Raw genomic sequence first — 19,960 nt, 5'->3', positions numbered from 1 at the left:
ATATGGCAAAGAAATCCATGGTGAACCGCGAAGTGAAGCGGCAGAAGCTCGTGAAGCAGCATGCTTCCAAGCGCGCTGCCCTCAAGGCGGTGATCAACGACCAGTCCAAGCCGATGGAAGAGCGTTTCAAGGCGACTCTGAAACTGGCCGAACTGCCCCGCAACTCGTCCGCCACCCGGCTGCACAACCGCTGCCAGCTGACGGGCCGTCCCCACGCTTACTACCGTAAGCTGAAGCTTTCGCGGATCATGCTGCGCGAACTGGCCTCCTTTGGGCAGATCCCCGGCATGGTGAAGTCGAGCTGGTAAGGGAGGAGCACAGATGTCTATGAACGATCCTCTCGGCGATATGCTGACCCGCATCCGCAACGCGCAGCTGCGCGGCAAGTCCACCGTCTCGTCGCCGGCCTCCAAGCTGCGCGCCTGGGTGCTGGATGTGCTTGCCTCGGAAGGCTACATCCGCGGCTATGAGAAGAAGACGACCGAGAATGGCCAGGGCGAACTGGTGATCTCCCTGAAGTACTTCGAAGGCGCCCCCGTGATCCGCGAACTCAAGCGCGTGTCCAAGCCGGGCCGTCGCGTCTACATGGGTGTCAAGGACATCCCGTCGGTGCGCAACGGTCTGGGCGTTTCCATCGTCTCCACGCCCAAGGGCGTGATGTCGGACGCAGCGGCTCGCTCTGCCAATGTTGGCGGCGAAGTCCTCTGCACCGTGTTCTGAGGAGGGTGGTATGTCTCGTATCGGCAAGAAACCCGTCGAACTCCCCAAGGGCGTTTCGGCTTCCGTCTCGGGTCAGACGATCGAAGTGAAGGGGCCGAAAGGCACCCGCAGCTTCACGGCTGGCGACGATGTGACCATCACGCTCGACGGCACCACCGTGAAGGTGACGCCGCGTGGCACGTCCAAGCGGGCGCGTCAGCAGTGGGGCATGGTGCGGTCGATGGTGGCGAACCTCGTCACCGGCGTGACCGAAGGCTTCAAGAAAGAGCTGGAAATCCAGGGCGTGGGTTACCGCGCCGCGATGGCCGGCAACGTTCTGAAGCTGTCGCTGGGCTATAGTCACGAAGTGAATTTCGAAGTGCCGAAGGGGGTGACTGTCGCCTCTCCGAAGCAGACCGAGATCGTCGTGGAAGGCATCGACCAGCAACAGGTCGGTCAGGTGGCCGCGAACATCCGCGAGTGGAAGCGTCCGGAGCCCTACAAGGGCAAGGGCATCCGCTACAAGGATGAGTACATCTTCCGCAAGGAAGGCAAGAAGAAGTAAGGGGCGCAAAAATGGCGAACACAAAGAGAGAGCTGTTCCTCAAGCGCCGCCTGCGCGTCCGGAACAAGATCAAGTCGATGGCCAACGGGCGTCTGCGCCTGTCGGTCCACCGGTCCAACAAGAACATCAGCGTCCAGCTGATCGACGACGTGAAGGGCGTGACTGTCGCGTCTGCCTCGTCGCTCGAGAAGGAACTGGGCGTCGTCGGCAAGAACAACGTCGAGGCTGCGGCCAAGATCGGCGCTGCGATTGCCGAGCGGGCCAAGAAGGCCGGCGTGGAAGAGTGCTACTTCGACCGCGGCGGTTTCATTTTCCACGGGAAGATCAAGGCTTTGGCCGAGGCTGCCCGTGAAGGTGGCCTGAAGTTCTGATCCATGCGGGCGGCGTGCAAGCGCCGCCCCGATGATCCCGGCCCGCAAGGCGGTGCACGAGGATTGGCTATAACGGCGTGGCCTACGCCAACATGAAGGAATGCCATATGGCAGAACGTGAGAACCGCCGGGAGCGTCGTGACGACCGTCGCGACAACCGCCCGGAAGAAACCCCGGAATTCGCCGACCGTCTGGTCGCGATCAACCGCGTCTCGAAAACCGTGAAGGGCGGCAAGCGTTTCGGCTTTGCGGCACTCGTCGTGGTGGGCGACCAGCGCGGTCGCGTCGGCTTTGGCAAGGGCAAGGCCAAGGAAGTGCCGGAAGCGATCCGCAAGGCGACGGAACAGGCGAAGCGTGCGCTGATCCGCGTGCCGCTGAAGGATTCGCGCACCCTGCACCACGACATCGAAGGCCGTCATGGCGCCGGCAAGGTGGTGATGCGGACGGCAGTCGCCGGTACCGGGATCATCGCCGGTGGTCCGATGCGCGCCGTGTTCGAGATGCTGGGCATCCAGGACGTGGTGGCGAAGTCCATCGGGTCGCAGAACCCCTACAACATGATCCGCGCGACCATCGACGGTCTGAAGCAGGAATCCTCGCCCCGTCACGTCGCCTCGCGCCGTGGCAAAAAGGTGGCCGAGATCCTGAAGAAGCCCGACGCCGAAGTCGAAGCGTAAGGAGACCGGACAATGGCCAAGAAAACCATCGTCGTGAAGCAGGTGGCCTCGGCCGCCCGCCGCCCGGCCATCCAGACCGCGACCCTGAAGGGTCTGGGCCTGAACAAGATGCACCGCACCCGCGAGCTGGAAGACACCCCTTCCGTGCGCGGCATGGTTCGGTCGATCTCGCACCTCGTGCAGATCATCGAAGAGCGTGGGTAAGGGTTAGGCGGGGTGAACCCCGCCCTACGGAACGGGGCGCGCGGGGAAACCTGCGCGCCCTTTCCCATTTTATAGGGGGGCAGCGATGCCCGACCCACAACAAGCAAGAAATGCCGTGTTGCCCTTCATCCGTCGCAGGATGGGCATTCCGGCCAAGGAGTATGCGACATGAAACTGAATGAACTGCGTGACAACGACGGCGCGGCCAAGAAGCAGAAGCGCGTGGCGCGCGGCCCGGGCTCGGGCAAGGGCAAGACCGCCGGACGCGGTATCAAGGGCCAGAAGTCCCGTTCGGGCGTGGCCATCGGCGGTTACGAAGGCGGCCAGATGCCGCTCTACCGCCGCCTGCCGAAGCGCGGCTTCAACAAGCCGAACCGTCTGGAATTCGCGGTCGTCAACCTTGGCCTGATCGAGAAGTTCATCGGTCTTGGCAAGCTGGACGCGAAGTCCGAGATCACGGAGGACGCGCTGGTTGCGGCCGGCCTGACGTCGCACAAGCGCGATGGCATCCGCATCCTTGCCAAGGGCGAGATCAAATCCAAGGTGACGCTGGTGGTCTCCGGCGCCTCGGCATCGGCCATCGAAGCGGTCGAAAAGGCGGGTGGCAAGATCACCGTCAAGGCATCGGCGGCGGCTGCGGCTGAATAACGGTTGTGAGCGGTCGCAGGACCGCTTACATAGCGCACTAGTTTTCCCGCGCCGCCGACCGGAAAACGGTCGGCGGCGCCTCCATGAAAAGAGTCCTCGGCATGGCATCTGCTGCAGAGCAAATGGCGGCGAACCTGAGCTGGTCCGCCCTAGGCAAGGCGACCGATCTTCGTCAGCGCATCTTCTTCACCCTCGGGCTGCTGATCGTCTATCGGCTGGGGACCTATATCCCCGTGCCGGGCATCGACGGCACCGCGCTGCGCGAGTTCATGACGCAGGCGACGCAGGGCATCGGCGGTATGCTGAACCTGTTCACCGGCGGCGCGATCAGCCGAATGGGGATCTTTGCGCTGGGGATCATGCCTTATATCAGCGCGTCGATCATCGTTCAGCTTCTGGCGGCCATGGTGCCCTCGCTGGAGCAGTTGAAGAAGGAAGGCGAGCAGGGCCGCAAGAAGCTGAACCAGTACACCCGCTATGGCACGGTGGCGCTGGCGATTTTCCAGGCCTGGGGCATCGCGGTGTCCATCGAGGCGGGTGGTCTTGCCCATGAGCCGGGACTGTTCTTCAAGCTGGCCTGCGTCATCACGCTGGTGGGCGGGACGATGTTCCTGATGTGGCTGGGCGAGCAGATCACCGCGCGCGGCATCGGCAACGGCATCTCGCTGATCATCTTCGTGGGGATCGTGGCGGAGATCCCGGCGGCGTTGGTGCAATTCTTCGAACAGGGTCGTTCGGGCGCGATTTCCACGCCGCTGATCCTTGGCATCATCGTGATGGTGATCGCGGTCATCGCTTTCGTCGTGTTCATGGAACGCGCGCTGCGCAAGATCCACATCCAGTATCCGCGCCGTCAGGTGGGGATGAAGATCTATGACGGCGGGTCGTCGCACCTGCCGGTGAAGGTGAACCCCGCGGGCGTCATTCCGGCGATCTTTGCATCGTCGCTCCTGCTGCTGCCGACGACGATCGGCACCTTCTCGGGGCAGGATACGAACCCGGTCCTGTCCACGCTGATGGCCTATCTGGGCTATGGCCAGCCGCTGCATCTGCTGGCGATGGCGGCGATGATCGTGTTCTTCACCTACTTCTATACCGCGAACGTGTCCTTCAAGGTGGAGGATGTTGCCGACAACCTGAAGAACCAGAACGGCTTCATCCCCGGCATCCGTCCCGGCAAGAAGACCGAGGAATATCTGGAATATGTGGTGAACCGCATTCTGGTGCTTGGCTCTGCCTATCTGGCGGCTGTCTGTCTGCTGCCTGAGGTGCTGATCGCGCAGGTGGGTCTGCCGTTCTATTTTGGCGGGACCTCTGTGCTGATCGTGGTGTCGGTGACGATGGACACGATCAATCAGGTGCAGTCGCATCTTCTGGCCCACCAGTATGAAGGCCTGATCGAGAAGTCGAACCTGCGCGGCAAGAAGCGGACGGCGCCCAAAGCGCCCGCACGGCGCTGAGGTCGGTCGGAATGGCGAACATCATTCTTCTGGGCCCGCCGGGGGCGGGGAAGGGCACGCAGGCCAAGCGTCTGGTCGAAGGGCGCGGCATGGTGCAGCTTTCCACCGGTGACATGCTGCGCGAGGCCAAGACCAGCGGGACCGAGATGGGCAACCGCGTGGCCGAAGTCATGGCACGTGGGGAACTGGTCACGGATGAGATCGTGATCGGCCTCATCGAGGAGAGGATCACCGGTCATTCCGGAGGTGGTTTCATCTTCGACGGCTTTCCCCGCACGCTGAAACAGGCGGATGCTCTGGGGGAGCTGCTGAACCGCACGGGTCAGACGCTGGATGCAGTGATCGAGATGCAGGTGGATGACGCCGCGCTGGTCGCGCGGATCACCGGGCGTTTCACCTGCGGCCACTGCGGTGAGGTCTATCATGAGGTGACGCGGCCCACGAAGGCTGAGGGCACCTGCGATGTCTGCGGGTCGACGGATCTGCGCAAGCGCGCGGATGACAACGAAGACGCGCTGAAGCAGCGGCTGATGGAATACTACAAGAAGACCTCGCCGCTGATCGGGTATTATTACGCCAAGCATCAGCTTTCCTCGGTCGATGGGCTGGCGGAAATGGATACGGTTGCCGATGCCATCGCATCGGTGCTTGACAAAGCCTGAAAATGCCAACCCGCGCCCTTGACGGGCGGGGGAAAAGCCCATATTGCACGGCGTCCCGCAAGGGAATCGTCCGGCCATATTGATGCTTGGCTGGTCAGATCGAATCGGTGGAGCGGGTGATCCGCGCCGCCGGAGTTGTGAAAAAAGGTTCTGGCATCACGGAACCGCAACGAAAAGGAACACACGCGTGGCACGTATTGCTGGCGTCAACATCCCCACCCAGAAGCGGGTGCCGATCGCCCTGACCTACATCACCGGCATCGGTCCGCATAATGCGGAAATCATCTGCAACTCGCTGAACATCGACCGCGCGCGCCGCGTGAACCAGCTTTCGGACGCCGAAGTGCTGGCCATCCGCGAATTCATCGACGCGAACTTCACCGTCGAGGGCGACCTGCGCCGTGAAGTGTCGATGAACATCAAGCGTCTGATGGACCTCGGCTGCTACCGTGGCCTGCGTCACCGCAAGAACCTGCCGGTTCGCGGCCAGCGCACGCATACCAACGCCCGCACCCGCAAGGGCCCGGCGAAGCCGATCGCCGGCAAGAAGAAGTAAGGGGAGCGCACGAGAATGGCACGTGATACCAAATCCGCCGCGCGCACCAAGCGCAAGGAACGCAAGAACATCGCCGCTGGCGTGGCGCATGTGAACTCGTCGTTCAACAACACCAAGATCCTGATTTCCGATGTGCAGGGCAATGCGATCTCGTGGTCGTCTGCTGGCACGATGGGTTTCAAGGGTTCGCGCAAGTCGACCCCCTACGCGGCCCAGATGGCCGCCGAGGATGCGGGCCGCAAGGCGCAGGAACATGGCGTGAAGACGCTGGAAGTCGAAGTGCAGGGTCCGGGTTCGGGCCGCGAGTCGGCGCTGCGCGCGCTGGCCGCCGTGGGTTTCAACATCACCTCGATCCGTGATGTGACCCCGCTGGCGCATAACGGCTGCCGCCCGCCGAAGCGCCGCCGCGTCTAAGGCTTTTCGAATAAGGCGGGCCGTGCCATGTGGTGCGGCCCGCTTCAGCTATTTCTGATCCTCGGGCGTCGGCTGCTTGCTGGACATGGGCAGCGGACAGGTATGGAGGCGAAAGCATGATCCACAAGAACTGGCAGGAACTCATCAAGCCGACGCAACTGGTGGTCAAGCCCGGTGCTGACCCGGCGCGCGTGGCCACGGTGATCGCCGAGCCTCTGGAGCGGGGCTTCGGCCTGACGCTGGGCAACGCGCTGCGCCGCGTGCTGATGTCCTCGCTGCAGGGCGCGGCCATCACCAGCGTGCAGATCGACAACGTCCTGCACGAGTTCTCCAGCGTGGCCGGTGTTCGCGAAGACGTCACCGACATCGTGCTGAACCTGAAGGGCGTCAGCCTGAAGATGGAAGTCGAAGGGCCGAAGCGCCTGTCGATCTCGGCCAAGGGTCCGGGCGTGGTGACGGCTGGCGATATCTCGGAAAGCAACGGGATCGAGGTTCTGAACAAGGATCACGTGATTTGCCATCTGGACGATGGCGCCGACGTGTTCATGGAACTGACGGTCAACACCGGCAAGGGCTATGTCTCGGCCGACAAGAACCGCCCCGAGGATGCGCCCATCGGCCTGATCCCGATCGACGCGATCTATTCGCCGGTCAAGAAGGTCAGCTACGAAGTGCAGCCCACCCGTGAGGGGCAGGTGCTGGACTATGACAAGCTGACGATGAAGATCGAAACCGACGGGAGCCTGACGCCGGATGACGCCGTGGCCTATGCCGCGCGCATCCTGCAGGACCAGCTGTCGATCTTCGTGAACTTCGACGAGCCGGAATCGGCGAAGGCGGGCGAAGTGGATGCGGGTCTGGAATTCAACCCGCTGCTTCTGAAGAAGGTGGACGAGCTGGAGCTTTCGGTCCGTTCGGCCAACTGCCTGAAGAACGACAACATCGTCTATATCGGCGACCTGATCCAGAAGACCGAAGCCGAGATGCTGCGCACCCCGAACTTCGGCCGCAAGTCGCTGAACGAAATCAAGGAAGTGCTTTCGGGCATGGGTCTGCACCTTGGCATGGAAGTCGAGGATTGGCCGCCGGAGAACATCGAAGATCTGGCAAAGCGGTTCGAAGACCAGTTTTGACCTAGGGCCGGGTTAACCCCGCCCCACCAAATGCCCGGGATTCTGGGGAAAGCATGGGCAATCCCGCCCCAACGACGCGGTCCGCACGCACGGGCCGCAACACAAAGCAAAACGAGACGATAGGAGACCATCATGCGTCACGCCCGCGGTTACCGCCGCCTGAACCGTACCCACGAACACCGCAAGGCGCTGTTTGCCAACATGGCCGGCTCGCTGATCGAGCATGAGCAGATCAAGACCACGCTGCCCAAGGCCAAGGAACTGCGCCCGATCGTGGAAAAGCTGATCACGCTGGCCAAGCGCGGCGATCTGCACGCTCGCCGTCAGGCTGCGGCGCAGCTTAAGGAAGACCGCCACGTGGCGCGTCTGTTCGAAATCCTCGGCCCGCGCTACAAATCGCGCAACGGCGGCTATCTGCGCGTGCTGAAGGCCGGTTTCCGGTTCGGCGACATGGCCCCGATGGCGATCATCGAATTCGTCGACCGCGACCCGTCGGCCAAAGGCGCCGCCGACCGCGCCCGCATAGAGGCCGAGGAAGCCGCCGAGGATTGATCCTCTGCCCGTCTGCAAACCTTAGAAGGCCCGCCCCTATGGCGGGCCTTTCCCATTGATGCCGACGGATTCGAGGCGCATATCGGGGGGCAGACGAACCGAGGGGGATGCCGATGTTCCGCAACCTGTGCCTTGCCGCCCTTCTATCGCTGTCACCGATCGGTGCCTTGGCGCAAACGGCGGTTCCCGCCAGCGAGGCAGAGATATCCCTCTCTTTCGCGCCTGTGGTGAAGGCGGCGGCCCCGGCGGTGGTGAACATCTACGCCACCCGCATCGTCGAGGCGCGCCGGTCGCCCTTTGCCGATGATCCCTTTTTCAACCAGTTCTTCGAGGCCTTTGGCCCCACCGAACCGCGCATCCAGAATTCGCTGGGGTCGGGGGTGATCGTCAGTGCCGATGGGATCGTGGTGTCGAACTATCACGTCGTGGGGCAGGCGACCGAGATCCGCGTCGTGCTGAACGACAGGCGCGAATATGCGGCGGATGTGATGCTGGCCGATCAGGAAAGCGATCTGGCCGTTCTGCGCCTGCGGGATGCGGCCGATCTGCCGGTGCTGGAATTGCGGAATTCCGACGAGTTGGAGGTGGGCGATCTGGTGTTGGCCATCGGCAACCCGTTCGGGGTGGGGCAGACGGTTTCTTCGGGGATCGTGTCCGGACTGGCGCGGTCGGCGCTGCAGGTGGCGGATGGGCGCGGGTATTTCATCCAGACGGATGCGGCGATCAATCCGGGCAATTCGGGCGGGGCTCTGGTGGATGTTCAGGGGCGGCTTGTCGGGATCAATACGGCGATCCTGACGCAGGGGGGCGGATCGAACGGCATCGGCTTTGCGATCCCGGCCAATCTGGTGCAGAGCATCGTGTCGCAGGCAGAAGCCGGGGCGACGCGCTTTGCCCGGCCATGGGCGGGGGTGACGGGGCAGGCGATGGATGCGGCGCTGGCCGAGGGCCTTGGTCTGGCGCGGCCGGATGGGGTGCTGATTTCCGGGCTGCATCCGAAAAGTCCCTTTGCGGCGGCGGGGTTGCAGGCGGGCGACGTGATCCTGTCGCTGGGTGGCGAGCCCACGAACACGCCGCAGGAGGTGATCTTCCGTCTGTCGGCGCTTGGCGTGGGGGCGGAGGCCGAGATCGTCTGGCTGCGTGACGGGGAGGAGATGCGGGCGGTAATGGTCTTGGCTGCCGCACCGGACGATCCGCCGCGCGAGCAGACGACGGTGACCGCCGATGTCGCGTTGCGCGGGTTGACGGTGGTGCGCATCAACCCGGCGGTGGCCGATGAGTTGCGGTTGCCGATGCAGGCGGAGGGGGTGGCCGTCCTGCAGGCCGAGGATCTGGCCGCGCGGGCGGGGTTCCAGCCGGGGGATGTGATCCTTGGGATCAACGGGGCGGCGGTGGCGCGGCCTTCGGATGTGGAGGCGCTGGCCGGGATGGAGGCGCGGGTCTGGGTGGTGGACCTGCTGCGCGAGGGGCGGCAGGTGCGGCTGCGGTTCCGTTTCTGATGCTTTCGCAGAGGCCTCTGGCGGGGTAGGCTGGGCCCATGGCTGACCTGTTCGACTCTGCCCCCCGCCCTGCTGCTGATGGCCCGCGCCCCTTGGCCGACCGCTTGCGTCCCAAGCGGTTGTCGGAGGTGATCGGACAGGGGCATGTGCTGTCGCCCGAGGGGCCGCTGGGCGCGATGCTGGCGGCGAAGTCGTTGAGTTCGTTGATTTTGTGGGGGCCTCCGGGCGTGGGGAAAACCACGATCGCGCGGCTCTTGGCGGATGAGACCGACCTTGCCTTCGTGCAGATTTCGGCGATCTTCACCGGGGTGCCGGACCTGAAGAAGGTGTTCGAGCAGGCGAAGATCCGGCGGCAGAACGGGCAGGGGACGCTGCTTTTCGTCGATGAGATCCACCGTTTCAACAAGGCGCAGCAGGATGGTTTCCTGCCGCATATGGAGGATGGGACGATCCTGCTGGTGGGGGCGACCACGGAAAACCCCAGTTTCGAGTTGAACGCGGCGCTGTTGAGCCGCGCGCAAGTGATTGTTCTGGAACGGCTTTCGCTTGCCGATCTGGAGCGGTTGGCGCAGCGGGCGGAGAAGGAGTTGGGGCGGTCGCTGCCTTTGACGGGCGAGGCGCGCGAGGCCCTGCTGGAAATGGCGGATGGGGATGGGCGGGCTTTGCTCAACCTGATCGAGCAGGCGGCGGCTTGGAGGGTGGAGCGTCCCTTGGACCGGGCGCAACTGGCGCAGCGTTTGATGCGGCGGGCGGCGAAGTATGACAAGTCGGGGGAGGAGCATTACAACCTGATCTCGGCGCTGCACAAATCCATCAGGGGATCGGACCCGGACGGGGCGCTGTACTGGTTCGCGCGGATGCTGGAGGGGGGGGAGGACCCGCGGTTCCTGGCGCGGCGGTTGGTGCGGATGGCGGTGGAGGATATCGGGCTGGCCGATCCGCAGGCGCAGGGAATTTGTATAGACAGTTGGCAGACTTACGAGCGGCTTGGCAGCCCCGAGGGGGAGTTGGCGCTGGCCAATGCGGTGGTCTATCTGGCCTTGGCGCCCAAGTCGAACGGGGTCTATGTGGCCTACAAGGCGGCGCGGGCGAGTGCGCGGGAGACGGGCAGCCTGATGCCGCCGCGGCATATCCTGAATGCGCCGACGAAGATGATGAAGGAGATCGGCTATGGCGCGGGCTATGCCTATGACCATGATGCCGAGGACGGATTTTCGGGGCAGGACTATTTCCCGGAGGGGATGAAGCGGCCCGTCTTCTATGCGCCGCCCGAGCGCGGGTTCGAGCGCGAGTTGAAGAAGCGGGTGGAATATTTCGCGAAACTGCGGGTGAAGCGGCAGGGCGGTTAAGATTTCCGATTGTTTGCAGGGGCTTGCGGGGATCAGCAGGAAAACGGCCGTGCCGGTTCCTGTGCCGTAAACTGTACCGCAAAGTGTTCATACAAAATCGGAGAGAGTTGATGACCTACTCATGGTTAACGGTGCGCTGCTGCACAGGGCGTGCCCCCTCTCCCTGACCCTCTCCCCCGCCGGGGAGAGGGAAGGGGATGGATCCTGACGCGTGGCGCGGGGGGGAGGGTGCGGATTTGGGTATTTGGGCCGAGACGAAGGGGCGGGGGGCAGCCCCGGACCTGAGACCGTGGGGCGCGCGGGGGCCTGTAGCGGTTGACATTCCGGGCCCTTGGGGCAATGCACAGGCCATGATCATGACCCTTCTTCAAGTGGCCGCAGGCGGCGCCATAGGCGCGGTCCTGCGCTTTGCGGTGAATGTCGGCGCGGGCCGGATGTTCGGCCCCGGCTTTCCCATGGGCACGGTCATCGTGAACGTCCTTGGCAGTTTCGCCATGGGTGTGCTTGTCATCCTGCTGGCGCGGAAGGGGGGCAACCATCTGGCGCCTTTCCTGATGACCGGGGTGCTGGGCGGGTTCACCACCTTTTCGGCCTTTTCGCTGGATGCGCTGACCCTGTGGGAGCGGGGGCAGGGCGCGATGGCGGCGATCTATGTGCTTGGTTCGGTCCTGCTGTCCTTGGCGGGGATCGTGGCGGGCCTGACCCTTGCACGGAGCCTGACATGAGCGGCGTGAAGACCCTGACCGTATCGGAAGACGAGGGCGAGCAGCGGCTTGACCGCTGGTTCAAGCGGCGCTTTCCGCATGTGACCCAAGGCGCGGTGGAGAAGATGTGCCGCACGGGGCAGGTGCGGGTGGATGGCGCGCGGGCGAAGGCCTCGGACCGGGTGATCCCCGGCCAGACGATCCGCGTGCCGCCCTTGCCGGACCCGAATGCGGAGCGGCCGAAGGTGGAGGGGATTTCCGCCGCCGATGCCAAGATGATTCAGGACTGCGTGCTGTGGATGGACGAGCATATGATCGTCATCAACAAGCCTGCGGGGCTGCCGTCGCAGGGGGGCAGCGGGCAGGGCGACCGGCATGTGGACGGTTTGGCGGAGGCGCTCAAGTTCGGCTACAAGGAGCGGCCCAAGCTGGTGCATCGGCTGGACAAGGATACTAGCGGCCTTCTGATGCTGGCGCGGACGGATCGGGTGGCGCGGGGGCTTTCGGAGGCGCTGCGGCACCGGAACACGCGCAAGATCTATTGGGCGGTGGTGGCGGGGGTGCCGCATCCGAAGAAAGGTTCGATCAAATACGGGCTGATGAAGGCCCCCGGCCATGGCAAGCGCGGCGAGGGGGAGAAGATGCTTTGCGTCCATCCGGCGAAGATGGCCGAGTTCCCCGAGGCGAAACGGGCGCATACGGATTACTTCACGCTGTGGTTCCTTGGGACGCGGTTGAGCTGGATGGCGCTGGAACCCGTGACGGGGCGGACGCACCAGTTGCGCGCGCATATGGCCGAGATCGGGCATCCGATCATCGGGGACGGAAAGTATGGCGGCAGTGATGCGGACAATCAGGGGGATGGCTGGGGGGCGGCCGTGGGCGGGGACATCAGCCGCAAGCTGCACCTGCATGCGCGGATGCTGGAGGTGGAGCATCCGGTGACGAAGAAGATGATGACCTTCACCGCGCCCCTGCCGGAACATATGGCGCGGACATGGAAGGCGCTGGACTGGAAAGAGGATGACGTGCCGGCCGATCCCTTCACGGTGTTCAAATGAGTGCATGGAAGGCAAAGCGCTTCTGGAAGGAGGCGCGGGCGGAGGACTGCGAGGGCGGGTTCACCGTGCGGCTGGACGGGCGGGCGGTGAAGACCCCGGCCAAGGCCGCGCTGGTGGTGCCGACGCGGGCCATGGCGGAGGCGATCGCGGCGGAGTGGGACGCGCAGGCGGGCGAGGTGAAGCCCGACACGATGCCCGTCACGCGGGCGGCCAATTCGGCCATCGACAAGATCCGGGCGCAGCGTGCCGAGGTGGTGGACCTGCTGGCGGCCTATGGCGGGTCGGACCTTCTGTGCTATCGCGCGGCGGGGCCGGAGGCCTTGGCTGAGCGGCAGGCGGCGGGGTGGGACCCTGTGCTGGACTGGGCGGCGGAGGCCTTGGGCGCGCGGCTGGTGGTGACGCGGGGGGTGATGCCCGTGGCGCAGGAGGCGGCGGTGCTGGATCGGCTGCACGGGCGCGTGGCGGGGTTCGGGGATTTCCATCTGGCGGGGTTCCATGACCTTGTGGCGATCAGCGGGTCGTTGATCCTTGCGCTGGCGGTGACGGAGGGGCGGCTGGGCGAGGCGGAGGCCTGGGACCTGTCGCGGATCGACGAGACTTGGCAGGTGGAGCAATGGGGCGAGGACGAGGAGGCGGCGGCGCATGAGGCGCGGCGGCGGGCGGCCTTTGGCGAGGCCTGCCGATTCTATGCATTGTGCGGGTGACAATGCTGCCTGTTTTTCGGGCAAGACCCGCTTGAATTGCGGCCATGAAGGCCCAAATGGTTGAACACGCAGGGAATTCCGAAACGGTCAAGCGGGTGCTTGACCTTTCAAACCGCTTCGGAAGAAACTGCGTGATACTGGGAGAGGCTCACCTCCTACAGGTTCCGCCCTCGGGCGCCTTGGTGTGCCACAGGGGACCAAGAAAACCGCTGCCCAAGAAAGGGCGGCATACTCAGGAAGAGGTAAGAATGAAAAAATCCGTATTCCTCGGCGTCGTTGCAGCAACCATGACGGTTGGCGGCGCGGCGTCGGCGCAGGCCACGCTGGAAGCCGTGAAGGCGCGTGGCGAGCTGATCTGCGGGTCGAACACCGGCCTGACGGGATTTGGCGCGCCGGATGCGAATGGCACCTGGGCCGGGTTCGACGTGGATCTGTGCCGCGCCGTTGCCGCCGCAGTGCTGGGCGACGCGACCAAGGTGAAATTCGTGCCGACCACGGGCGAAACCCGTTTCACCGCGCTGCAGTCGGGCGAAGTGGACCTGCTGGTCCGCAACTCCACCTGGACCGCGAGCCGTGACTCGGAACTGGCGCTCGATTTCGTCGCGGTGAACTACTACGACGGTCAGGGCTTCATGGTGAAGAAGGACCTCGGCGTTTCCTCGGCCAAGGAACTGGACGGGGCGACCGTCTGCATCCAGACCGGGACGACGACCGAGCTGAACCTCGCCGACTTCTTCAAGCAGAACAACATCAGCTATCAGCCGGTGACCGTGGCCGACGATTCGGAAGCGCAGCGCCAGTATCTGGCCGGCGCCTGCGACGCCTATACCACGGATGCCTCGGGTCTGGCCGCGTCGCGCGCGACGATGCCCGATGCCGAGAACCACATCATCCTGCCGGAGATCATCTCGAAGGAGCCGCTCGGCCCGGTCGTCCGTCATGGCGACAACAACTGGGGCGACATCGTGCGCTGGACCTATTACGCGCTGCTGATCGCCGAAGAGAAGGGCATCACCAAGGCGAACGTGGCGGAAGTCGCGACCTCGACCGCGGATGAGGAAGTGAAGCGCCTGCTAGGCGTGGAAGGTTCGGGCGACCTGCCGGCGAAGCTGGGCCTGCCGAACGACGCGTTCAAGAACGCCATTGCCGCCGTCGGCAACTATGGCGAGATCTTTGCCGCAAATATCGGCGAAGGCACCTCGATCAACCTCGCCCGCGGCCTGAACGAGCTGTGGACGAAGGGTGGCCTGCAATACGCACCGCCCTTCCGTTGATCTGATCTGAACCGGGGGCGTCCTTCACGGGCGCCCTCGGCCCTTTTCGGGCCTGAACGGCGACCGAAGGAACACCCGGAACACCGGGGTTCGCGTCAAAAAAGCGCAAACACAGGGGATAATACGCATGGCTGTGGCCAGTGACGTGCCGAAGGAGAGCTTTCGGCTCTCGATGCTCATCTACGACACACGGTATCGGTCGATCACCATTCAGGTCTTCGTTCTGATCCTTTTCGCCTTGTTTCTGGCATGGCTTCTGAACAACACCGCGCAGAACCTTGCGACACGGGGGAAGGAGTTCAACTTCGGCTTCCTGTGGTCGCGCGCGGGCTATGACATCGGGCAGGCGATCATTCCCTATACCAATGACAGCAGCCATTTCCGGGCGCTGCTGGTGGGGCTGATCAACACGCTGGTGGTGGCGTTGCTGGGCTGCGTCTTTGCCACGATCCTTGGGGTTATCGTGGGCGTGCTGCGGTTGTCGAAGAACTGGCTCGTGGGGCGGTTGATGACCGTCTATGTCGAGATGTTCCGCAACGTGCCGCTGCTCTTGTGGATCCTGCTGTCCTATGTGATCCTGTCGGAGGTGACGCCGCAGCCGCGCGATTTCCGGGTGACGGATGAGATGGCCGCGGCGGGGGAGGCCCCGGCGGCGTCGATGATGCTCTTCGACACGGTAGCGGTGACGAACCGGGGGACCAACATCCCCGCGCCTCTGTTCGATGTGAGCCTTGGGTCGGTGAACCTGCTGGGCATTACGCTGAACCTGACCATCCTTGCCTATATCGCGGTGATCGCGGGGTCAGTCTGGATCAACCGGCGCATCCTTGCGGGCGCGCGGGCGCAGCAGGAGGCGACGGGCGACAGGCCGGTGACGTGGTGGAAGTCGATCCTCGTGCTGTTCGGGCCGGTGATCGCGCTGAGCCTTGCCTTGGGCCTGCATCTGGAGGTGCCGGAACTGCGCGGCTTCAACTTCCAGGGCGGCATCCTTGTGGCGCATTCCTTCACCGCGCTGTTGATCGCGCTGACGCTGTATACGGCGGCTTTCATCGCGGAGATCGTGCGCGCGGGTATCCTTGCCATCAGTCGCGGGCAGTCGGAGGCGGCCTTTGCGCTTGGCCTGCGGCCGGGGCGGACGATGAACCTGATCATCCTGCCGCAGGCGCTGCGGGTGATCATCCCGCCGCTGATCAGCCAGTATCTGAACCTGACCAAGAACACCTCGCTGGGGATCGCCGTGTCCTATTTGGACCTGCGCGGCACGCTGGGGGGGATCACGCTGAACCAGACGGGGCGCGAGCTTGAGTGCATGCTTCTGATGATGCTGATCTATCTGACGATCAGCCTGATCATCAGTTCGCTGATGAACCTGTACAACAAGACCGTCCAGATCAAGGTGCGCTGACCATGGAAAACAACGCATCCTTCGTGCGCACCCAGATGCTGCCCCCGCAGGCCCCGCCGGTAAGCGAGGCGGGCGCGGTGAAATGGCTGCGCGAGAACCTGTTTTCGGGCTGGTTCAACACCATCCTGACCCTGCTGGGTCTATGGGTGATCTACATGCTTGTCACTTCGGCGGCGCCGTGGTGGCTGAATTCCGTCTGGAATGCCGAAAGCCTGAGCCAGTGCCGCGAGATCGTGGCGGCAGCGGCGGGCGAGGGCGCGAGCGGGGCCTGCTGGGCCATGATCCGCGAGCGCTGGCATCAGTTCATCTTCGGTTTCTATCCGCCGGAAGCCTATTGGCGGCCGGTGATGGCCTTTGGCCTGCTGTTCGCGGCGATGGGGCCGGTGCTGTTTGCCGGGCAGAAGAAGAACCTGACGGTGCTTTTGGGGGCGGTCGCGCTGTTCCTGCTGGTCACGCTGGGGCTGGCCTCGGCGCCGGTCGCGGCATGGGTGGCCGCGCTGGTTCTGGTGGGGGGCATGCTGGCGCTGGCGCAGGTGCAGCCGGGCAGGTTGCTGTGGTTCACCGCGCTTTATCCGGCGCTGTGCTTCTGGCTGCTGTGGGGCGGGTCAGTCTGGGTGCCCATCGTCGCGATGCTGGGCTTCGTGGTGATGGGTGGGGTCTATCTGGCGCTGGTGGCGCGGATGGGGCCCACGGCATCGGCGCTGATCGGGGTGTTCCTTGCGCTGCTGTGGTGGCTGATTCTGGACGTGCCGTTGACGCGGGCCATCGACGGGATGATGCCTTGGGGGCTGGCCGTGGTGAATTCCGACCAGTTCGGCGGGTTCCTTCTGGCGATCACCATCGGGGTGACGGCGATCACCTTCTCGCTTCCCATCGGCATCCTGCTGGCGCTGGGGCGGCAGTCGGACATGTTGATCGTCAAGACGCTGTGCGTGGGGTTCATCGAGTTCATCCGGGGCGTGCCGCTGATCACGCTTCTGTTCACGGCATCGCTGCTGTTGCAGTACTTCCTGCCGCCGAACACGAATTTCGACATCATCCTGCGGGTGATCATCCTTGTGACCCTGTTCGCCGCGGCCTATCTGGCCGAGGTGATCCGCGGGGGTCTGGCGGCGCTGCCGCGCGGGCAGTACGAGGCGGCGGATGCGCTGGGCCTTGATTACTGGCGGGCGCAGCGGTTGATCATCCTGCCACAGGCCTTGAAGATCTCCATCCCGGCCATCGTGTCGACCTTCATCGGCCTGTTCAAGGATACGACGCTGGTGGCCTTTGTCGGCCTGATGGACCCGCTGAAGGGCGTCACGCAGATCGTTCGTGCCGACATCAACTGGAAGGGCATCTACTGGGAGCCCTACATCTTTGTCGGCGCCATCTTCTTTGTCATCTGCTTCGGCATGTCGCGCTATTCCATGTATCTGGAGCGCAAGCTGAAGACCGATCATCGGTAAGGATTAGCTATGTCTGAACACGCCATCGACCGCTCGAAGATGAAGGTCTCGGATGAGGTTGCCATCCAGATCGCGGGCATGAACAAGTGGTACGGGACCTTCCATGTGCTGCGCGACATCAACATGACGGTGAACCGGGGGGAGCGGATCGTGATCTGCGGCCCGTCCGGTTCGGGGAAGTCGACGCTGATCCGCTGCATCAACCGGCTGGAGGAGCATCAGCAGGGGCAGATCGTCGTCGACGGGACGGAGTTGACCAACGACTTGAAGAACATCGACAAGGTGCGGTCGGAGGTGGGGATGGTGTTCCAGCACTTCAACCTGTTCCCGCATCTGACGATTCTGGAGAACTGCACGCTGGCGCCGATCTGGGTGCGGAAGGTGCCGAAGAAGGAAGCCGAAGAGACGGCGATGCATTTCCTGCGCAAGGTGAAGATCCCGGAGCAGGCGAACAAGTATCCCGGTCAGTTGTCGGGCGGGCAGCAGCAGCGGGTGGCGATTGCGCGGTCGCTTTGCATGAAGCCGCGGATCATGCTGTTCGACGAACCCACCTCGGCGCTGGACCCCGAGATGATCAAGGAGGTCTTGGACACCATGATCGAGCTGGCCGAGGAGGGGATGACGATGCTCTGCGTGACCCATGAGATGGGCTTTGCGCAGGCGGTGGCGAACCGGGTGATCTTCATGGATCAGGGGCAGATCGTGGAGCAGAACGCGCCGAAGGAGTTCTTCAACAACCCGCAGAGCGAACGGACGAAGCTGTTCCTGAGCCAGATCCTCGGTCACTGATCGGGTGCAGTCTTTCGGGAAAAGGGGGCCAAAGCGGCCCCCTTTTTCATGCGCACAACCCGGCGGCGATTGTGGGGCTGTCGGCTAAACCTTTCGGTTCGGCGGTCGATACTGAAGGTGACGGTGGCAGCCCATCTGCGCCGTTGCACCGGGAGGTCGTTCCCTTTGATGTCCAAGTTGATGACGGGGCTTTTGCTGACGGTCGGGATTGCCAGCATGGCGGTCCCGGCGGTTGTGGGCCTTGCGGGGACTGCCGAACCGGGGCCGGAGGATGCCGTTCTGGTGGTGACATGGCCTTGGGCGGAGGATCCCGCCACGGTCGTGGAGCGCGCCGGGGGGCAGGATATCGGACCGGTGTCTGCACCCATGGCGGTGCTGGCCTCGGGTGCGACGGTGGCGGCCTATCGGGCCGCGGGTGCGATTGCGGTTCTGCCTGCCTCTGCCCTTGCCCTTTTTTGCGAAAGCCCATCATGACGAAACTGACCGATCTGACCGCTCCAGAGACCGCTGGTGGAAATGACGAGTTCCGGCTGGCCCGGAATGCCGCGCTGGTGGCGGTGCCCGTGGCGCCGATCTCGGCCTTGGTGACGGGGGTGCCGTTGCTGCCGATCCTTGTGCCGACGGTGGTTTTCGCTGGGCTGGCACTGGCGGGACGGCGCGGCGCAGGGACGGGGGCGGCGCTGCTGACGACGCTGGCGCTGGTGGGACAATGCGCGCTGTTCACGGCGGCCTTCGCGGGCCATGCGTGGCAGTTGGATACGCATATGGCCTATTTCGCGGTGCTGGCCATCGTTGCGACGATGGGCAGCATTCCCGCGCTGATCTTTGCGGTGGGGGTGATCGCGGTGCATCACCTGTCGCTGGGGCTGCTGCTGCCCGCGTTGGTCTATCCGTCGGCGGACATGCTGGCCAATCTGGGGCGGACGGTGCTGCATGCGGTGATCGTGCTGGCGGAGGCGGGGGTTCTGCTTCTGGCGATGATGGCGCGCAAGCGGGCGGCGGGCGAGGTGGAGGCCGGGCGGCAGCGTCTGGCGCAGATCGCGGCAGAGGCCGAGGCGGCGCAGCGCATGGCCGAGGCGCAGCGCGAGCGGGCGATACTCACGTCCGAGCGGACGCGCGAGGAGGGGCGGCGCGCGGTGGCGGCGGTGGAGCAGATCGCGGCGAGTGCCAAGCTGGCGGCGGAGCAGGCGGAGGGGTCGCGCGGGCTGTTCGGCGGGGCGCGGCAGGATGCCGACACGTCGAGCCAGACCTTTGCCCAGACGGTGGGGGCGATGCGCAGCATTCAGGAGTCGTCGGTGAAGATCGGCCATATCGTGGAGATGATCGACGAGATCGCGCGGCGGACGGACCTGCTGGCGTTGAATGCCGCGGTGGAATCGGCGCGGGCGGGCGAGGCCGGGCGTGGATTTGCCGTGGTGGCGAACGAGGTGCGGAAACTGTCGCAGCAATCGGCAGAGGCGGCGGTGCAGATCCGGGGACTGGTGGGGGATTCCACGGCGCGGGTGCAGGATGGTGCGGCGCGGGTGGCAGAGGCCGGTCAGGCGCTGGACCGTGTGACCGAGACGATTGCCACGCTGGAGGCACGGATGCGCGACATCGCCGATACCGCGAACGAACAGTTCAGCGGGTTGCAGGAGGTGAAGCAGGCCATCGGCAAGATCGACACCATCGCCGAGGAGGACGGTCAGGCGAAGCCGTCGCCAGTGCGCATTCCTGCCGTGCAGGATGGGGGTTTCGGCGAGGATTGGGCCGGGGGTGGGCGCCGCGCGGCCTGAGCGCGGCGGTC

General features: G+C 64.4%; 24 protein-coding genes. All 24 read left to right on the top strand.

The features are described 5' to 3' along the window. Positions 1–2 precede the first annotated feature (2 nt). The 24 genes from rpsN (at position 3) to TabM4_RS16445 (ending at position 19,949) form a co-directional block, all read left to right on the top strand. Positions 3–308, top strand: a complete 306-nt coding sequence (gene rpsN / locus TabM4_RS16560) for a 30S ribosomal protein S14 (protein ID WP_023666248.1) — start codon at positions 3–5, stop codon at positions 306–308. Between the two features lie 13 nt (positions 309–321). After that, positions 322–720: a 30S ribosomal protein S8 gene (rpsH, locus tag TabM4_RS16555; RefSeq protein ID WP_434614843.1), complete on the top strand. Its 399-nt coding sequence runs from the start codon at positions 322–324 to the stop codon at positions 718–720. A 10-nt stretch (positions 721–730) separates the two neighbouring features. Then, complete coding sequence (gene rplF / locus TabM4_RS16550) at positions 731–1,264, top strand: 50S ribosomal protein L6 (RefSeq protein ID WP_434614840.1); 534 nt, start codon at positions 731–733, stop codon at positions 1,262–1,264. Between the two features lie 11 nt (positions 1,265–1,275). Continuing rightward, entirely contained in the window at positions 1,276–1,635 is a 360-nt protein-coding gene (rplR, locus tag TabM4_RS16545) for a 50S ribosomal protein L18 (RefSeq protein WP_434614837.1), read from the top strand. A 107-nt stretch (positions 1,636–1,742) separates the two neighbouring features. Further along, positions 1,743–2,312, top strand: a complete 570-nt coding sequence (gene rpsE, locus TabM4_RS16540) for a 30S ribosomal protein S5 (RefSeq protein WP_434614834.1) — start codon at positions 1,743–1,745, stop codon at positions 2,310–2,312. 12 nt (positions 2,313–2,324) lie between these two features. Beyond that, on the top strand, positions 2,325–2,516 hold the full coding sequence (rpmD, locus tag TabM4_RS16535; RefSeq protein ID WP_023666253.1) for a 50S ribosomal protein L30: 192 nt from the start codon (positions 2,325–2,327) through the stop codon (positions 2,514–2,516). 168 nt (positions 2,517–2,684) lie between these two features. Further along, entirely contained in the window at positions 2,685–3,164 is a 480-nt protein-coding gene (rplO, locus tag TabM4_RS16530; protein ID WP_434614830.1) for a 50S ribosomal protein L15, read from the top strand. A 101-nt stretch (positions 3,165–3,265) separates the two neighbouring features. Further along, the gene (gene secY / locus TabM4_RS16525) at positions 3,266–4,624 is read left to right on the top strand and encodes a preprotein translocase subunit SecY (RefSeq protein WP_434614827.1); all 1,359 of its coding nucleotides are present in this window, start codon (positions 3,266–3,268) and stop codon (positions 4,622–4,624) included. An 11-nt stretch (positions 4,625–4,635) separates the two neighbouring features. After that, the gene (locus TabM4_RS16520) at positions 4,636–5,286 is read left to right on the top strand and encodes an adenylate kinase (protein WP_434614824.1); all 651 of its coding nucleotides are present in this window, start codon (positions 4,636–4,638) and stop codon (positions 5,284–5,286) included. Between the two features lie 187 nt (positions 5,287–5,473). Then, entirely contained in the window at positions 5,474–5,842 is a 369-nt protein-coding gene (gene rpsM / locus TabM4_RS16515; RefSeq protein WP_023664558.1) for a 30S ribosomal protein S13, read from the top strand. Positions 5,843–5,857: 15 nt separating this feature from the next. Then, positions 5,858–6,256, top strand: a complete 399-nt coding sequence (gene rpsK, locus TabM4_RS16510) for a 30S ribosomal protein S11 (protein ID WP_101921432.1) — start codon at positions 5,858–5,860, stop codon at positions 6,254–6,256. A gap of 116 nt (positions 6,257–6,372) precedes the next feature. Beyond that, positions 6,373–7,389 (top strand): DNA-directed RNA polymerase subunit alpha, encoded by a 1,017-nt coding sequence (locus TabM4_RS16505; protein WP_434614820.1) that lies wholly within the window; start codon positions 6,373–6,375, stop codon positions 7,387–7,389. A 132-nt stretch (positions 7,390–7,521) separates the two neighbouring features. Further along, the gene (rplQ, locus tag TabM4_RS16500; protein WP_434614817.1) at positions 7,522–7,941 is read left to right on the top strand and encodes a 50S ribosomal protein L17; all 420 of its coding nucleotides are present in this window, start codon (positions 7,522–7,524) and stop codon (positions 7,939–7,941) included. Between the two features lie 113 nt (positions 7,942–8,054). Continuing rightward, on the top strand, positions 8,055–9,440 hold the full coding sequence (locus TabM4_RS16495) for a Do family serine endopeptidase (RefSeq protein WP_434614814.1): 1,386 nt from the start codon (positions 8,055–8,057) through the stop codon (positions 9,438–9,440). Positions 9,441–9,478: 38 nt separating this feature from the next. Next, positions 9,479–10,789: a replication-associated recombination protein A gene (locus tag TabM4_RS16490; protein ID WP_434614811.1), complete on the top strand. Its 1,311-nt coding sequence runs from the start codon at positions 9,479–9,481 to the stop codon at positions 10,787–10,789. Positions 10,790–11,139: 350 nt separating this feature from the next. Beyond that, the gene (crcB, locus tag TabM4_RS16485; protein WP_434614808.1) at positions 11,140–11,514 is read left to right on the top strand and encodes a fluoride efflux transporter CrcB; all 375 of its coding nucleotides are present in this window, start codon (positions 11,140–11,142) and stop codon (positions 11,512–11,514) included. Then, positions 11,511–12,554 carry an RluA family pseudouridine synthase gene (locus tag TabM4_RS16480; RefSeq protein ID WP_434614805.1) on the top strand — a complete coding sequence of 348 codons (1,044 nt, stop codon included), beginning with the start codon at positions 11,511–11,513 and terminating at the stop codon, positions 12,552–12,554. The genes crcB and TabM4_RS16480 overlap by 4 nt, the downstream gene beginning before the upstream one ends. After that, positions 12,551–13,258 (top strand): ATP12 family chaperone protein, encoded by a 708-nt coding sequence (locus tag TabM4_RS16475; RefSeq protein WP_434614802.1) that lies wholly within the window; start codon positions 12,551–12,553, stop codon positions 13,256–13,258. Before TabM4_RS16480 ends, TabM4_RS16475 begins: the two co-directional genes overlap by 4 nt. Positions 13,259–13,506: 248 nt before the next feature. Then, positions 13,507–14,532: an amino acid ABC transporter substrate-binding protein gene (locus tag TabM4_RS16470; protein ID WP_434614799.1), complete on the top strand. Its 1,026-nt coding sequence runs from the start codon at positions 13,507–13,509 to the stop codon at positions 14,530–14,532. Between the two features lie 127 nt (positions 14,533–14,659). Further along, entirely contained in the window at positions 14,660–15,937 is a 1,278-nt protein-coding gene (locus TabM4_RS16465) for an amino acid ABC transporter permease (RefSeq protein ID WP_434614796.1), read from the top strand. A 2-nt stretch (positions 15,938–15,939) separates the two neighbouring features. After that, complete coding sequence (locus TabM4_RS16460; RefSeq protein WP_434614793.1) at positions 15,940–17,385, top strand: ABC transporter permease subunit; 1,446 nt, start codon at positions 15,940–15,942, stop codon at positions 17,383–17,385. Positions 17,386–17,394: 9 nt separating this feature from the next. Continuing rightward, positions 17,395–18,174 (top strand): amino acid ABC transporter ATP-binding protein, encoded by a 780-nt coding sequence (locus TabM4_RS16455; protein WP_434614790.1) that lies wholly within the window; start codon positions 17,395–17,397, stop codon positions 18,172–18,174. A gap of 168 nt (positions 18,175–18,342) precedes the next feature. Next, the gene (locus TabM4_RS16450) at positions 18,343–18,648 is read left to right on the top strand and encodes a hypothetical protein (RefSeq protein ID WP_434614787.1); all 306 of its coding nucleotides are present in this window, start codon (positions 18,343–18,345) and stop codon (positions 18,646–18,648) included. Further along, positions 18,645–19,949, top strand: a complete 1,305-nt coding sequence (locus TabM4_RS16445) for a methyl-accepting chemotaxis protein (RefSeq protein ID WP_434614784.1) — start codon at positions 18,645–18,647, stop codon at positions 19,947–19,949. The genes TabM4_RS16450 and TabM4_RS16445 overlap by 4 nt, the downstream gene beginning before the upstream one ends. Positions 19,950–19,960 lie beyond the last annotated feature (11 nt).

It is taken from the genome of Tabrizicola sp. M-4 (genome assembly GCF_051132405.1).
Classification (GTDB): Bacteria; Pseudomonadota; Alphaproteobacteria; order Rhodobacterales; family Rhodobacteraceae; genus Paragemmobacter.
Note: the sequence above shows the minus strand (reverse complement) of the source record. Positions and strands in the feature narration are given on the sequence as shown.